Raw genomic sequence first — 14,019 nt, 5'->3', positions numbered from 1 at the left:
GCGCTCACCTCGTCCGATCGAGAGGACGCAGCAGTTCGGCCGTCAGGCGCCGTCGGGTCTCCTCCTCGTCCTCGTCCGTCCAACCGGCTTTCTGGGTGAGGTGGATGGCGTTGAACAGCTGGTCGACGGCGCGCACATCACCCGGCTCGCGGTCCAGGAAGCGGTCGATGACCGACTCGTAGCGCTCGGCGGCATCCTCTCCGAAGTGGGCCCGCACCATGCCCGCCAGGCGCTCCTTGCCCGGGGTGGGGATGTTCAGATGGATGCAGCGGCGCAGCAGGGGGGCGGGGAAGTCGCGCTCGCCGTTGCTGGTCAGGACGATGAAGGGGAAGGCCCGGCAGCGCACCCGGCCGCCCCGCACACTCACGCGGGTGCCGTCGTCGGTCATGACCTGGACCTCGGCGGCGGAGCCCGCCAGCCGCTCCAGCTCCGGGAGGGTGAACTCGCCCTCCTCCAGGACGTTGAGCAGGTCGTTGGGGAGGTCGATGTCGCTCTTGTCCAGCTCGTCCACCAGCAGGACGCGGGGCCTGGCGGCGGGCAGCAGGGCCGTGCCGAGGGGGCCGAGGCGGATGTAGCGGCCGATGCCGCCGCCCGGCTCCGGCTCCTGGTCCGCGGCGCCGGGGCCGGCGGCCGCGGCGCGGGCTATCTGCAGGTCCTGCAGGCGCCCGATGGCGTCGTACTGGTAGAGCCCGTCACGCAGTGAACTGCGGCTGACGATGGGCCAGTTCAGCACCCTGCCCAGGCCCAGCTCGTAGGCGACGGAGTGTGCCAGGGTGCTCTTTCCGCTGCCCGGGGCGCCGGTGACCAGCAGCGGACGGCGCAGATACAGCGCGGCGTTGACCAGCTCGCGCTCGGTCTCGCCCGGCCGGTGGTAGCTGGCCTCCCTGCGGCGTACTCCCAGCCTGCGCTCGGAGGCGTGATCGAGGGCTGCGGGCGGCGGCACCAGGGGGCCGCCGTCGAAATCCCGCCATGGCGGTGGCGGCGGCAGGTGCTCGATTCCGTCGTGCGGAGCCCCCGCGCCACGGTAGATGAGCCAGTCGCTCACGTCGGAACTCCTCGTCGCCGGCCGGGCAGAGGGCGGAGCGAAGGGTCACCGGGGCGTCCCGGGACGCGATGGATCGAGCGACCCCCGGCCTCTCCCCCACGCCCGCCACAGACAATCTCCCACGACGCTATGACAGTACCCAGCCGTACGGAAGCGCGCGGGGCTGTTTCAAGTCTCCGGGTACGTCAACGCGGCGACAAGTGCGCGTGCCGGCCGAAGAGTTGGGGGATGGGGTTGCCCGGGTCGTCGTAGAGCAGGACGAGTTCGCGGGCCCAGGCGACGTCGCCCTCCTCGGCCCTTCCCCGCAGGTTGCGCACGAGCTCGGGGAGGCGGGTGACTCCTCCGGGCCCGGCCAGTAACTCCCTGACCCTGCGGTGGAAGACCTCGCAGACCTCGTTGCAGTCCTCGTCCCCGTGGCCGCCGGAGTGCCACAGGCCGACCGGGTAGCCCACGTCCAGGGCGCGGCCCACGACCTCCCTCCCGACGCCGTCGGCGACGGTGCGGCACAGCACCGGCACCGCGCCCTCGCTGCCGCGCTCCAGCACCGCCCAGATGCCCGCGGCGCCGGCGCGTTCGCGCGGCGGGATGCGCAGCGGTCTCAACTCCTGTGCCGCGGTGAGGTTCTGCCAGCGTTCGAGCCAGTAGGCGTCCACCTCGTGGCGGCGCCCCTGGTCGCGCAGGATGACCGTACGCATCGTGCCCACCGCGCGCAGCCGGGCGGCCCGCCGGGTGGAGGCGGCCACCGGCCAGGCGGCGGCCGGGGTGTGCCAGAACCCCTCGGGGACGGCGACCTCCAGGCGCACCCGGGCGCCCGCCTGGTCGTCGGTGTGGCGCAGCCGGGCGCCGAGCCGCCGCAGCACCTGGGCCTCGGCCTGCTCGAAGGGCAGCCCGCCGTCGCTCTCGTGGAGGTCCACGCACAGCCAGTGGCCCTGCCCGTAGCCCTCGCTGACCCGCCAGTTGAACAGCGGGCGCCCCTCGGCGTCGTAGAACAGCGGCTCGAACTCCACCAGCAGCGAGTCGGGGCGCCGGCGCACCGCCCCGATGCGCTCGCGGTCCTTGGCGCCCAGGACGACCGCGCGGGAGGTGACGAATTCGGCCAGCCGCGCGGCGGCCTTCTCGCGCTCCGCGCCGGCGCCCGCGCCGGTGAAGGCCAGCGGCCCCCTCGCTACGGCGTGTTCGGGGTCGGGCCGCTCCGGCTCCCCCGCCAAAGCCGCCTCCGCGCGCGCCTCGTCGGCCGCGTACTGCGCCGCGATGCGCAGGTAGTGCACGAAGTTGCACAGCTCCGCATAGGCGTCGCTGGCCTGGTAGAGCGCGCCGTGCCCGTCGCGCCAGGTGCGCAGTGAGAAGGCCCCGGCCCGGCCGCCCAGGCCCAGCACCTCGCCGACCGCCGCCTCGACGGCGTACGGGTCGCGGGGCGCGGGGAGTTCGGCCAGCAGGCTCAGCGCCTGCAGGCGCTCTCGCAGCTCCCACCCCCGCTCGCGCCCCGCCATGATCGAGCGCTGTACGTCGAACCAGGTGTCCTCGCCGCCCTGCCCGAGCTGCTGCTGTTCCCAGTGCCAGCGGTCGTGGGCGCTCAGCAGCGCGTGGTACGGGTCGGGGCCGAGCCCTTCGGCGCCCGGCAGCAGGTGCTGCGGGCCCAGGGCGCGCAGCGCGGCGAACGGCACCGCGAGCACCACCCGGTCCTCGCGGTGGCGGCTCTTGACGATGCCGACCACCTCGCCGCGGTCGCAGTCCAGCAGCGGCCCTCCGGAGGCGCCGGGGGTCACCCGGACATCGCTGCCGAAGTGCAGTCCGCGGCTGTCGCGGGAGCTGAAGCGGACCGCGATGAACGGGTCGACGGGCTCGGCGCCGCGGCCCTGCGCAGCGCGCTCGTCGTACCCGCGGAAGATGTAGGCGTCCTCCAGGAGCGTGGCGGGCTGGTCGCCGAACCACGCGCAGGCGTGCGCCGGGCAGGGGTGCAGCAGCCGGACCAGGGCGAGGTCGGGGCGCACCTCGGCGCCGCCGACGTCGCGGGCGGCGCCGGCGGCGGCCACGACGGTGACCTCGGGGGCGTCGGCGGCGGCCTGCGGGGGCGGCGCCGGGCGCGAGAGGTCGTACTCCAGGCGCGCGGGCACCGTGCGCCCCTCGACCACCACGCCCACCTCGCCGTCCGGGCCCGCCCCGCGCCGCCGCCCGTCCTCGCTGACGAAGACATGCGCACAGGTCAGCACCCAGCCGGGGGCGATGAGCACCCCGCTGCCCCACAGCCGCCCGTCCGGCGATCCGGGCGCGGCGCGCAGCCCTACGGTGGCGTGCCCTGCGAGGTCCAGGAGCTGGGCGTACGCCTGCCTGTCGACGCGGCCGGCACGGCGGCGGTCCTCGGGGGGCGTCATCAGCGCTCCGCGGAGCCGGGGCCCGGCCGGCCCTGCGCCCCTGGCCCGCCGTCCGCGCCGGGGCGGCCACCGGGCCCCGGGGTCCCGGCCGCCGACGGCAGGGGCTCCTCGCGGCGCCAGGTCAGCGTCAGCGAGAGGTTGGCCTTGGCCTCGCCGTCGGCGAGCAGGGCGACCGCCTTGCCGGGCTTGGCCGAGACCTCCACGCCGAAGGTGACGCTGGTCTCGTGCGGGGCGACCCGCTCGGTGGCGGCGCGGACGCTGGCGGCGACCCCGCCGACCAGGTCCTTGAGCCCCTCGACGCGGGTGGTCAGGGCCTCCCACGCGCCGACGTCCTCGTAGTCGCCGATCCCGTCTTCCTCGTATCCGTCCGCGGATCCTGGGCCCTCCAGCCGGGAGACCCGGGCCCACACTTCGGTTCCGTCGGGCAGCTCGATGCGCTGGGCACGATCGGGCATAACGGCCTCCTGCTCCCCCTCGGCGGCAACTACCCATTACCGCAGGACCGTTGACAGCTGATCAGATTAGCCCCCGCCCGCGTGTGACGCGAGAGGTGGCGGTGCCTGCCTATCCTGGCCGGGAATGTCCCATGACCCCTGCTGGAGAGCACGTGTATTTCACCGACCGCGGCATCGAGGAACTGGAGAACCGGCGTGGCGAGGAGGAGGTCACCCTCGGGTGGGTGGCCGAGCAGCTGCGCACGTTCGTCGATCTGAACCCGGACTTCGAGGTGCCGGTCGAGCGCCTGGCGACCTGGCTGGCGCGCCTGGACGACGAGGACGACGAGTAGGTCCGGGCGGGACGTACGGGGCGGGCGGCGCAGTCCCGCCCCGTATCGCGATCCCCTTGACTTCCCCCATCCGCGATATATCGTGTCTAACGTAGACACGATATGTTGTGATGCCTGCTATCCAGGGGAGGCCAGGAATGTCAGCCGGAAGCGAGTGGTCGCACGGCCCGGTCCAGGTGGACACGCCGCGCGTTCTGGAGATCGACGAGCCTTTCGGCGCCCTCAACGTGCGCGTGGTCAACGGCACGGTCAACGTCGTCGGCACCACCGAGGGCGGCCCGGCCCGCGTGGAGATCGGCGAGCTGTCCGGCCCGCCGCTGACCGTCTCCCTGGAGGACGGCACCCTCACCGTCGCCTATGAGGACCTCCCCTGGAAGGGCTTCCTGAAGTTCCTGGACCGCAAGGGGTGGCAGCGCAGCGCGGTGGTCTCGGTGACCGTCCCGGCCGCCACCCGCGTCGAGGTCGGCGTGGTCGGCGCGAGCGCGGTGATCACCGGGATCTCGGCGCGTACGGACCTGCGCGGCATCTCCGGCGACGGCACCCTGGTGGGGCTGACCGGCCCGGTGCGCGCCGACTCCGTCTCGGGCCGGGTCGAGGCGCAGGCCGTCACCGGCGATCTGCGCTTCAACTCCGTCTCGGGCGATCTGACGGTCATCGAGGGCGCGGGCGGCCGCGTACGCGCCGACTCCGTCAGCGGCGACATGGTGCTGGACCTGGACCCGGCCGCCAAGGGCACGGACATCAGCCTCACCACGGTCTCCGGCGAGGTCGCCATCCGCCTGCCCGACCCGGCCGACGCCCAGGTGGACGCCAACACCGCCAGCGGCACGGTCTCCAACGCCTTCGAGGACCTGCGGGTCAGCGGCCAGTGGGGCGCCAAGCGGATCACCGGCCGGCTCGGCGCGGGCAACGGCAGGCTGAAGGTGACCACCGTCACCGGCGGCCTGGCACTGCTGCGCCGCCCGCCGTCCGCCGACTTCCCCCACTCCCCCCAGGACGGCCCGCACGACGGGCCGCAGTCCGCCCCGGGCAGCGACGCCCCCGCCGACCAGCCCGCCGACAAGAAGGTGCTCTGAGCCATGCCCCCCGTCTTCGCCCACGGCCGTCTGCGCCTGTACCTCCTCAAGCTGCTGGACGAGGCCCCGCGCCACGGCTACGAGATCATCCGCCTCCTGGAGGAGCGCTTCCAGGGCCTGTACGCGCCCTCCGCCGGCACCGTCTACCCGCGGCTGGCCAAGCTGGAGGCCGAGGGCCTGGTCACGCACGCCACCGAAGGCGGCCGCAAGGTCTACTCGATCACCGAGGCGGGCCGGGCCGAACTCGCCGACCGCGGCGGCGAACTGGCCGATCTGGAACTGGAGATCCGCGAGTCGGTCGCGGCGCTGGCCAGCGACATCCGCGAGGACGTGAGCGGGTCGGCGCGGGATCTGCGCCGCGAGATCCGTGAGGCGGCGCAGCAGGCCCGCAAGGCCTCCGGCGGCGAGGACGGCACGGGCGGCGCGAAGGGCGGGCGGGGCGGCGGGACGGGCTTCCCCGACCCCGCGGACTACTTCGAGCACGCCTTCGGCGACAAGGAGGGCTGGCGGCAGGCCAAGGAGGAGTTCCGCCGCGCCAAGGAGGAGTGGAAGGAGCAGGCCCGCCGCGCCAAGGAGGAGAGCCGGCGCGCCAAGCAGGAGGCGCAGCGGGCCCGTAAGCAGGCCCGCGAGGCGCAGGTCTTCGCGCGCGAGGAGGTGCTGCGGGTCGTCAAGCGCGTCCAGGAGCAGGCGCAGGGGCATGTGCGTACCGGCGACTGGGCGGGCGCGGTGCGCGAGGCGCTGTCCGAGGTCTCCCGCGAGGTCGGCCGCTATACGGGCCACAAGGACGCCGACGCCGCCGCGGAGGGCACCGGGCCGGACGGGCGGGAGAGGGGCGAGCGGGTGGACCTCGCCAAGGAGCGGCCGGAGGACTTGGGGCAGGCGGGCGCGCAGGACGCCCCCGAGGCGCCCGCGTGGGCGCGGGAGCCGGCCTCCGGCGAGCCGGGCCGCGACTTCGACCGGCTGCTGGACCGCTTCCGCGACGATCTGCGGGACGCGGCGCGCGATCACGGCGTGTCACCGGAGCAGCTGGAGGAGGCCCGGCGCCGGCTGTCCACGGCCGCCGTCCACATCGGCGCTCTGCTGCGCGACCCGAAGCCGTAGTTACACACAGTGAGCTTGCGGGGGTCTGGATTCACCGCGCGTAATCGGGGAACTCAGACCCTCGCACGGCTTTTCGCCCGCCGCCGGGCCCCGCCGCCCAAAATCGCGGACCTCTCGCCGTGTTCCCGCTTACAGTCAACACGCCCTGTCGGCAAGGATCTTGAAGGCCAAGAGGTTTCGATGTCGGACTATCCCGCGCTGGCTCGCAGGATGTGGCACCTGCTGGAGCCCGTCCACGCCACTCTCTACTTCGCCCCGGAGGCATTCGAGGAGGCCGCCGCCCTCGGTTACGACGTCGAGTCGCGCTGGCCCAGCTACTTCGCCTGGCGCACCGCCCCGCTCGGCACGGCGGGCCCCGAGCTGGTGGCCGCCACGTACTACAGCTTCAGCCCGCGGATGATCGCGCGGTACATACCCAAGATCTGGTCGACGGCGTCCCCCTCCAAGGTGCTGGACGCCCGGATGCAGGCGGTGGACCGGATACTGCACGGCCTGGCGGCCGGCCGGCTCCCGCCCGCGCGGATGGCCGAGGCCGCCCGGCTGGCCCGCCAGGCCGCGCAGAACGCCCAGGTGGCGGCGCGCCCGATGGCCGCGGCCAACCTCGATCTGCCCTGGCCCGAGGAGCCGCATCTGGTGCTGTGGCAGGCCGTCACGGTGCTGCGCGAGCACCGCGGCGACGGGCATCTGGCGGCGCTGCTCACGCACGGCCTGGACCCGTGCGAGGCGCTGGTGTCCTTCGCCGCGATCGGCGCGGCTCCGGAAGCCAACTTCACCGGGCGGGGCTGGACTTCACAGGAGTGGCTCAGCGCCCGCGGCCGGCTCGCGGCGCGCGGCTGGATCGGCCCGGACGGCCGCGCCACCGAGCAGGCCCACGAGGGCCGTGACGCGATCGAGCGCCGCACCGACGAGCTGGCCGCGGGACCCTGGCGCGCCCTGGGCCGCTCCCGCGCCGAACGCCTCGCCCAGCTGCTCGGCCCCCTGCTCCAGGCCGTCTTCGAGGCCCGCATGCTGCCGCAGCAGAGCACCCTGGGCATGGGGGCGGTCCGGGTCCGCTATCCGTGAACCACGGCGGCGGACCCGGGAAGGCCCGGTTCGGCATCGCGCCCCGCCAAGGGGCGCGGGGAACCGCGCGACCGGCCACGGGCGGCCCGCAGGGGACTCGACCCCGCATCCGGGCGCCCGGCCGGGCGCCTAGAGAGCGTCCAGCACCCTCTCGACCTCGCCACGCGTCACCCCGTGTTCGGCCAGTACGGCGCCGGCGACGCCCGGCCCTGCGGTCATCGCCAGGAGCAGGTGCTCGTCGCCGATGTGCCGGTCGCCGCGGCCGAGCGCGATGCGCAGCGACCGCTCCAGGACGGACTTGGCCTCCGGTGCGAACGGGCGGTGCGACCGCTTGCCGCGGCGCCGCACGGGCCCCGCCAGCGCGCCGGGCCCGTGCTCGCGCTCCACCCGGGCGACGATCTCCTCGACGTCGATGCCCAGGCCCGCCAGCGCCTCGGCGTCCGGGGCCGACATCCCGCCCCTGCGCCGTACGGCCGCCAGCGCGTGCTCCACCGAGGCGCGCCGCTCGCGCACCCCGAGCGCGCCCAGCACCCGCGCTCCCGGGGTGTCCGTACGGTCCAGGAGGGCCAGCAGCAGCTCGCCCTCGCCGACGGCCGCGGCGCCGGTGCGGTCCGCGTACCCGCACGAGCCGCGCACGACATCGCGCGCCGCGGCAGTGAACCTCTCGAACATCAACGCCTCCCGTGCTTCTTGTGGACCGCCTGCCTGCTGACGCCGAGTTCGGCGGCGATCTCCTGCCACGACCAGCCCTGCGCGCGGGCGCTGCGCACCTGCACGGCCTCCAGTTGCTCCAGCAGCCGGCGCAGGGCGGCGACGGCGCGCAGCCCGATCCGGGGGTCCCGGTCGCCCGCCCGCTCGGCGAGATCCGTTGCTTCGGTCATAGCTGTCAATCTAGGTTGACACCTCTCCATTGTCAACCATCATTGACACATCGGAGCCGCCATTGACCTCAACCGCGGTTCAGGTGTGAGGCTTCGGGCGTCTGCGGATCAGGGCAGACAGCCGAGAGGAAACGGAGCCGACCATGGCAACAGCAGCCCCCGCCGCCTTCCCCGACGTCCGGCGCGCGGACGCCGGCACGATCCTGATGAGTTCGTGGATCGTGCCCCAGCCGCGGTTCCAGCGCCCGGCGGCGGACGCCGTCATCGAGGAGTGGGAGCGCCAGGAGCGCCCGGACGCGATGCTCTCGCTCACCACGTTCCTGAGCACGGACGGCAGTCAGGTCCTGAACTACGCGCAGTGGACGCACGACGACGCGCACCGCGAGTGGGTCCGTACCCGGCGCCCGGCGGCGATCGGCCGAATCGACGAGTCGATTCCCGGCATCGAACGCCCCGGGGTGGTGCGGCACGCGCTGTACGGCAGCTACGCACCCCGGCCGAGCCCGGACGAGCGCCCCGGCCTGCTGGTCACCCCCGCCTTCGAAACCCAGGGGCCGGGCAGTCAGCGCGCGCTCGCCGACACCGCGCTCGGCCTGCTGGAGCGGATACGGCCGCAGGGACTGCTCGGGGCCCACTTCCACCTGAGCAAGGACGGCCGCCGGGCCGTCAACTACGCGGAGTGGAGCGGCCTCGCGGACTGGCGGCGGTTCGCCGACGGCGACGGCTCCGCCGAGCTGCGCTCCGCGATCGTGGCACTGGACGGCGTCACCGTCGCCCATCCCCGCCTCGCGGCGCCGCACTATGTCCCGCACCGCGGCATCGTGAACGTCCCCGCGCCCTGAGGGAGTTGGGACGGGACGCGTACGGCCGGGGGTGCGGTGGGGGTCAGCGGGTGGCTTCCGGGCCCGCGGCGGAGTAGTGGCGCAGGGCCGTGCGCAGTCGTCCCAACTGGGCCGGGGTGCAGTCCAGTTCGATGGTGTAGCGGCGGCCTCTGAGGCCGGGGCGGGACGGCGGTGCGGTGATCAGGCGGCGGTCGAGGGGGCCGTCGCCGTCCTGGGCGCGGTGGAGGGGGTAGAGGTCGAGGTAGGGGGGCAGGGGGTGGGGTGCTGCGGCGGGGGCGCCGTTCGCAGAGGCCACGGACGGGCGAGGCGCGGGAGGCGGGGTGGGTTCCGGGGCCGCATCCGGGTCGGGCGCCGGCACCGGCCGCGGCCGCGGGTCCGGCTCCCGCTCGGGCTCGGGCTCCAGCTCGGGCTCGGGCTCGGGCTCCGGCTCCGGCTCCGGCTCCGGCTCCGGCTCCGGCGTCACGACATCAGCCGCCGCGATCTGGCCCCAGTACAGGCCCTGTTGGACACGGCGGCCGCGGGCGAGCCAGATGCCCTCGGCGTCCACGGCCAGGGTCTGGCGGGTGAGGGCGCCGCGGGCCGCGGTGCGCAGGAAGGCGGCGATCAGCGCGAGAAAGGCCGCGCACATCACCCCGGCCGCGACACGGGCGCCCGTCGGCGCCGGGCCCTTTGCGGGGCCGCGGGAGTTGACCAGGAAGGGGGCGTCGGTGCCGACGAGCGCGTAGGCGCCGGAGGCGGTGACGACCGCGAGCACCACGGCCACCGCCAGGAGCATCAGCCCCAGCCCGAACGCCCTCTCCAGGCGGCTCCGCCCCGGCCCGCCGCGCGGGCGGCCGCGGCCACGGGCCCGCCGGACCCCGGCCGTCAGGGCGTCGGGGCCGATGGCGGCCGGGAGCTGTGGGGTGCGGGCCATGCCGACCATGATGCCCTCTCCCGGCCGACGCCGCCGTGGCCCAGGAGCCCGAGCAGCAGCGCCGCCACAGCGCCCATGCCCGCCGCCTTGAGGAGCGAGCCGCGCGGGTACTGCCGCTGGACCGTTCGTATCGCCCTTTTCGCCATGCCCAGTTGCCCGCTTTCGTACCCGGTGCGCCATCGCCCGCGCACCGTCGCCGTGCCGTGTCGCCCAGGGGGAGCCGGCGGCGTCCGGCCACCCCGCGCTCCCCGCACTCCACCGGTTTCCCGCCATCATCGGCCATCCCCGCCCCGCCCGGTCACGCGGGGCCCGGCCGGGGTCCGTACCCCCTCGCTCAGCCCGCCGACACGGTGATCAGCGCCGCGACACCGTCCGTCCGCGCCGTGGCCGGCACCCCGCCGGGCAGCAGCACCGCGTCGAACCGCTCCAGCCGCTCCGGCGCGCCACGTCCGCTCCCCTCGGCACAAGACGCCACCTCCGTACGCCCCTCCAGCGCGACGACCAGCACCGACCGCCCCCTCACCGGGTGCGCGGCGCCGGGCAGTTCGCGCTCGCCGCGCAGCAGCTCCACCTCGGCCCGCGCGCGTCCGCGCCGCAGCATCACATTGAGGTTGACCACGGGCCCGTCCAGCAGACGGCAGTCGGTGGCGGCGGATCCGGAGAAGGGGAAGGGGCGGTGGCGCCCGGGGAGGGTGTGCCGGGTGCCGTCCACGGTGAGGTCCAGGCCCGCGCCGTCGACGACCGTCAGGATCCGGTCGATGCCGGGCAGCGGGGAGTACGGGCCGTCCCGCGTCACCTCGGCCAGGCTCACCCGCCAGTCGAAGGTGTCCCACCCGGCGCCCGCCGGGGCCGCGGCCACCTCCCGGGTCACCCCGCCGCCGTTGCTCCAGGCCGTCGCCCGCCGCCCGGCGGCCCGCAGCACCACCGCGCCCGCCGCCGTCCCGCTCATGTCGCTGCCCATGCCCCCAACGTCCCAGAGCGCCCCGCTCCCTCAGGCACCGGGGCAGGCGTAGCCCCCCGCTCCCCACTCCGTGCGGACCCGGCCCTTGGTCAGCGCGCCGCACACCAGCTCGGCGTGCTCGGTACGGCTCGCGCCGTCGCCCGCCCGCATCACGAACACCAGCTTGTCGGGGGTGGCCCGGCCGCCGCCCGCCGCGCCCGCCGAGTCGATCCGCCCGGTCGCGCCGTTGAAGCCGCCCGCGCCCAGGCCCTGGTAGAGCACCGCCTGCACCTGGCTTGCCACCAGCCGCTCCTCGGCGCCGTCCACCGAGGCACGCGCCTCGTCCACGGCCTCGGACAGATAGCGCAGCGCGTCCCAGGCGAGCACCGGATGCCCGTCGGTACGCATCGCCGCGCCCCACTTCAGCCGCTTGGCCTCGCGGTCGTAGGCGCGGGTGAACTGCCCGGCCTCCGCTGCCGCCGCGCCCCCGGCCCGTACCAGCTCGGGGGCGTTGCCGTGGGTGACGTAGAACAGCGTCAGGCCCGCGAAGTGGTCCTGCGGATGCTCGTCCTGGACCAGGGAGTTGGTGACGTCGTCGCCGCCGAGGACGGTGATGCGCGGGCAGCGCTCGCCGATGCGGTCCACCTCCTGGAGGAAGTCGGTGAACTCCCCCGCCCGCGCCGTCCACACCACGGCCGTACGCGGCGCCTTCTCCACCGCCCCGCAGATCTGCCGGGCCAGGTCGGGGGCGCTGGGCGCGAGCGTGCCGCGCGGCGCTCCGGGCACCGGGCGGCTGCCGCGGCTGTCGGCGGGGGTGTAGCGGCGCACCGTGGTCCTCGCCGCACCGTAGGCCCGCTCGAAGTCCGCGGCCAGGTCCTTGCTGTAGATGTCGGTGGGGTCGGCGACCAGCTCGACGCGCTGGGCCCGTTCCTTGCCGCCGCCGACGGTGTTCGCCTGCCGCAGGAAGGCCGCCATGATCTGTGCGGCCCGGGAGTTGGCCGGCGCCGCCTGGTAGTAGTACGGGCCGCGCTCCAGCAGGTCGGCGGCGGTGCCGGAGGTGCCGACCATCGGGATGCCGGCGGCGTCCAGGACGTCGATCGCCTCCAGGGTGCCGGGGCGGCTCTGCCCGAAGCCGACCACGCCCAGGATGGCGGGGTCCTGCCGGGCGAGCTGCGCGATCTGCTCGGCGACCTGCCGGGCGTCCTGGAAGCGGTTGCCGGCGTTCGCGGTCAGCACCCGCAGTGGTACGCGGTCCCCGCCGTCCAGGGCGAGTTCGTTGATCCGGGCCTGGGCGAGCGCCAGGCCGCGCAGCTCGGGCAGGGTGCCGCCGCGCACGGGGTCGTCCGCGCCCTTGCCCCCGCTGAGCGGGCCCAGGTAGACGACCGTGCGGGCGCGGGCCCTGGGGTCGTCGCCGGGCCGGGTGCGCATCTCGGCCTCGACCTTCTGGTTCTGCGCCTCGATCAGGCCGAGCGCCTCCCGTACGCCCTTCTCCCCCGGGCTGTCCCCGAACCCCTTGGCGCCCTCGGCGACGCCCACGCACGCGCCGTCGGTGCCCAGGAACGTCTCGCCCCGGCAGTCGTCCTGGCCGCCGACGCCGGGCAGCGGCAGCCGCAGCACGAAGAGCCCGGCGAGCACCGCCAGGGCAAGGCCCAGCACCCCGGCGTAGCCCGCGAGTTCGGCGCCGGGCCCCAGGCGGTGCACGGGCGGCACCAGGCGGGGGCGGCGGCCCAGCCAGTAGGCGGCCTGCTGGTCGTCCTCGGGGGCGTCGGCGCGTACGGGGACGGCCATGCCGCTGGGCTGCCCCGGCAGCACCCCGCGCTGCTCGACCAGGTCGAGCTCGGCGCCCGCGTGGGCGAGGTCGGCCGGTTCGATGTCCGGCACCCGGGCGGCCAGCGAGCGCGCCCCGGCCGCCACCACCAGGACGGAGGTGCTGCCCAGGTCCTCCGTCGCGGCGCGCAGTTCGCGTACGAAGCGCTGGGTGCGCGAGTCGGCGTGCCCCAGCTCCTCCAGGAGCAGCACGAACCGGGTGCTGCGGCGCCGGCGCCAGGGGCTGAGGCGGTGGTAGCGGGTGGCCGCGTCCAGGTCGGACAGCAGCGCGTGCATCAGCACCCGGTCGGTCTGTTCACCGTCGCGCCCGCCGTCGGTGCCGTCCTCGCGCACCAGGTCCAGGGCGGAGCGGAAGAAGTCGGTGGGCGGGGCGCCGTGCTGCTGGCGGTACCACTGCGCGTACCACCGGCGGCTGCGGCCGTGGCCCAGGATGCGGCGGTTGGAGCGCATCCCGAACAGCCAGCACGGAAGGCGCTGGAAGAGCGGCCCGGCGACGAAGTTCCACAGCAGCTCCACCATGGAGCCGCCGCCCGCCTGGTTGCGCCCGCCCAGCCACCATAAGGTGCGGGCCGGTGCCGACCAGCGGCGGTGGTCGGCGTAGCAGTGGTCGCGCAGGGTGTCGTGGCGCTGTTCGAGGGGCCCCTCCAGGCGCGGGGCGGTGAGCACGGCGTGCAGCAACCGGTAGCCGGGCAGCCGCAGTTGGCCCGTACCGCGCGGCATGGAGTCGGCGAGCTGCAGGGCGACCTGCTCGAACATCTCCAGCTGCGGCGGGTCCTGGGCGGCGGGCGGCAGATAGGCGTGCGGGGCGAGCATCGCGGCGTCGCCGCGCAGCCGGGCGCGCAGCCCCTGCACGATCCGGCGCCCCGCGCCGCCGCCGTCCGGCTCGGCCAGCAGCACGACGGGCACCCGGCTGCGGCTGCGGCGGGACTGCACGACGAGCTTGTCGAAGGCGGCCACGAAGCGGTCCATGCCCGCGTAGGCGGGCATCCGGCCCGGCGTGCGCCGGCCGCCGCCCGGCGGCCCGGACGGGCCCGGCACTGTCCCCGATCCCGGCCCCGCTCCCGTCCCTGCGCCCGGTCCTGGTCCCGATCCTGATGGCATCGCACATCCCCTCCCCCGTTGCCGGTGCTCATTCCCGGAAACGGGGGGAGGCTAATCACGACTCCCGTTGCG

13 protein-coding genes are annotated in these 14,019 nt (G+C 75.2%); 5 read left to right on the top strand and 8 right to left on the bottom strand.

Annotated features, from left to right (window positions below):
• Positions 1 to 4 precede the first annotated feature (4 nt).
• The 3 genes from AC4IJH_RS08110 to AC4IJH_RS08100 form a co-directional block, all read right to left on the bottom strand.
• Complete coding sequence (locus AC4IJH_RS08110; protein WP_490850866.1) at positions 5 to 1,045, bottom strand: AAA family ATPase; 1,041 nt, start codon at positions 1,043 to 1,045, stop codon at positions 5 to 7.
• A gap of 185 nt (positions 1,046 to 1,230) precedes the next feature.
• Positions 1,231 to 3,417, bottom strand: a complete 2,187-nt coding sequence (locus AC4IJH_RS08105) for a VMAP-C domain-containing protein (RefSeq protein WP_490850865.1) — start codon at positions 3,415 to 3,417, stop codon at positions 1,231 to 1,233.
• Positions 3,417 to 3,872 (bottom strand): CU044_2847 family protein, encoded by a 456-nt coding sequence (locus AC4IJH_RS08100; RefSeq protein WP_490850864.1) that lies wholly within the window; start codon positions 3,870 to 3,872, stop codon positions 3,417 to 3,419. The genes AC4IJH_RS08105 and AC4IJH_RS08100 overlap by 1 nt, the downstream gene beginning before the upstream one ends.
• A 152-nt stretch (positions 3,873 to 4,024) precedes the next feature.
• Here AC4IJH_RS08100 and AC4IJH_RS08095 point away from each other — a divergent pair, with 152 nt between their 5' ends.
• From AC4IJH_RS08095 to AC4IJH_RS08080, 4 genes are all read left to right on the top strand, one after another.
• Entirely contained in the window at positions 4,025 to 4,204 is a 180-nt protein-coding gene (locus AC4IJH_RS08095) for a DUF6104 family protein (protein WP_004937694.1), read from the top strand.
• A gap of 137 nt (positions 4,205 to 4,341) precedes the next feature.
• Complete coding sequence (locus tag AC4IJH_RS08090; RefSeq protein WP_490850863.1) at positions 4,342 to 5,280, top strand: DUF4097 family beta strand repeat-containing protein; 939 nt, start codon at positions 4,342 to 4,344, stop codon at positions 5,278 to 5,280.
• 3 nt (positions 5,281 to 5,283) lie between these two features.
• Positions 5,284 to 6,381 (top strand): PadR family transcriptional regulator, encoded by a 1,098-nt coding sequence (locus tag AC4IJH_RS08085; protein ID WP_490850862.1) that lies wholly within the window; start codon positions 5,284 to 5,286, stop codon positions 6,379 to 6,381.
• Between the two features lie 180 nt (positions 6,382 to 6,561).
• On the top strand, positions 6,562 to 7,443 hold the full coding sequence (locus tag AC4IJH_RS08080; protein ID WP_490850861.1) for an SCO6745 family protein: 882 nt from the start codon (positions 6,562 to 6,564) through the stop codon (positions 7,441 to 7,443).
• Positions 7,444 to 7,572: 129 nt separating this feature from the next.
• On the opposite strand, the gene AC4IJH_RS08075 is transcribed toward AC4IJH_RS08080, so the two are convergent.
• Positions 7,573 to 8,115: a Clp protease N-terminal domain-containing protein gene (locus AC4IJH_RS08075; RefSeq protein WP_490850860.1), complete on the bottom strand. Its 543-nt coding sequence runs from the start codon at positions 8,113 to 8,115 to the stop codon at positions 7,573 to 7,575.
• The gene (locus tag AC4IJH_RS08070) at positions 8,115 to 8,324 is read right to left on the bottom strand and encodes a helix-turn-helix domain-containing protein (RefSeq protein ID WP_069865957.1); all 210 of its coding nucleotides are present in this window, start codon (positions 8,322 to 8,324) and stop codon (positions 8,115 to 8,117) included. The genes AC4IJH_RS08075 and AC4IJH_RS08070 overlap by 1 nt, the downstream gene beginning before the upstream one ends.
• Before the next feature lie 143 nt (positions 8,325 to 8,467).
• Here AC4IJH_RS08070 and AC4IJH_RS08065 point away from each other — a divergent pair, with 143 nt between their 5' ends.
• On the top strand, positions 8,468 to 9,166 hold the full coding sequence (locus tag AC4IJH_RS08065; protein WP_490850859.1) for an antibiotic biosynthesis monooxygenase: 699 nt from the start codon (positions 8,468 to 8,470) through the stop codon (positions 9,164 to 9,166).
• Between the two features lie 43 nt (positions 9,167 to 9,209).
• Here the strand turns inward: AC4IJH_RS08065 and AC4IJH_RS08060 are convergent, their stop codons facing one another.
• The 3 genes from AC4IJH_RS08060 to AC4IJH_RS08050 form a co-directional block, all read right to left on the bottom strand.
• Positions 9,210 to 10,079 (bottom strand): hypothetical protein, encoded by an 870-nt coding sequence (locus AC4IJH_RS08060; RefSeq protein WP_490850858.1) that lies wholly within the window; start codon positions 10,077 to 10,079, stop codon positions 9,210 to 9,212.
• Positions 10,080 to 10,413: 334 nt separating this feature from the next.
• Positions 10,414 to 11,040 (bottom strand): HutD/Ves family protein, encoded by a 627-nt coding sequence (locus AC4IJH_RS08055; RefSeq protein ID WP_490850857.1) that lies wholly within the window; start codon positions 11,038 to 11,040, stop codon positions 10,414 to 10,416.
• A gap of 30 nt (positions 11,041 to 11,070) precedes the next feature.
• A complete protein-coding gene (locus tag AC4IJH_RS08050; RefSeq protein ID WP_490850856.1) occupies positions 11,071 to 13,833 on the bottom strand; it encodes an ABC transporter substrate-binding protein in 2,763 nt (920 codons plus the stop codon).
• Positions 13,834 to 14,019 lie beyond the last annotated feature (186 nt).

Source organism: Streptomyces sp. UF-297 (genome assembly GCF_058245575.1).
Note: the sequence above shows the minus strand (reverse complement) of the source record. Positions and strands in the feature narration are given on the sequence as shown.

Excerpts from the sequence above, each read along its gene's own strand:
- AC4IJH_RS08105 (WP_490850865.1), bottom strand. The coding sequence starts at position 3,417 with ATGACGCCCCCCGAGGACCGCCGCCGTGCCGGCCGCGTCGACAGGCAG.
- AC4IJH_RS08100 (WP_490850864.1), bottom strand. The coding sequence starts at position 3,872 with ATGCCCGATCGTGCCCAGCGCATCGAGCTGCCCGACGGAACCGAAGTG.
- AC4IJH_RS08090 (WP_490850863.1), top strand. The coding sequence starts at position 4,342 with ATGTCAGCCGGAAGCGAGTGGTCGCACGGCCCGGTCCAGGTGGACACG.
- AC4IJH_RS08085 (WP_490850862.1), top strand. The coding sequence starts at position 5,284 with ATGCCCCCCGTCTTCGCCCACGGCCGTCTGCGCCTGTACCTCCTCAAG.
- AC4IJH_RS08080 (WP_490850861.1), top strand. The coding sequence starts at position 6,562 with ATGTCGGACTATCCCGCGCTGGCTCGCAGGATGTGGCACCTGCTGGAG.
- AC4IJH_RS08075 (WP_490850860.1), bottom strand. The coding sequence starts at position 8,115 with ATGTTCGAGAGGTTCACTGCCGCGGCGCGCGATGTCGTGCGCGGCTCG.
- AC4IJH_RS08070 (WP_069865957.1), bottom strand. The coding sequence starts at position 8,324 with ATGACCGAAGCAACGGATCTCGCCGAGCGGGCGGGCGACCGGGACCCC.
- AC4IJH_RS08065 (WP_490850859.1), top strand. The coding sequence starts at position 8,468 with ATGGCAACAGCAGCCCCCGCCGCCTTCCCCGACGTCCGGCGCGCGGAC.
- AC4IJH_RS08060 (WP_490850858.1), bottom strand. The coding sequence starts at position 10,079 with ATGGCCCGCACCCCACAGCTCCCGGCCGCCATCGGCCCCGACGCCCTG.
- AC4IJH_RS08055 (WP_490850857.1), bottom strand. The coding sequence starts at position 11,040 with ATGGGCAGCGACATGAGCGGGACGGCGGCGGGCGCGGTGGTGCTGCGG.
- AC4IJH_RS08050 (WP_490850856.1), bottom strand. The coding sequence starts at position 13,833 with ATGCCCGCCTACGCGGGCATGGACCGCTTCGTGGCCGCCTTCGACAAG.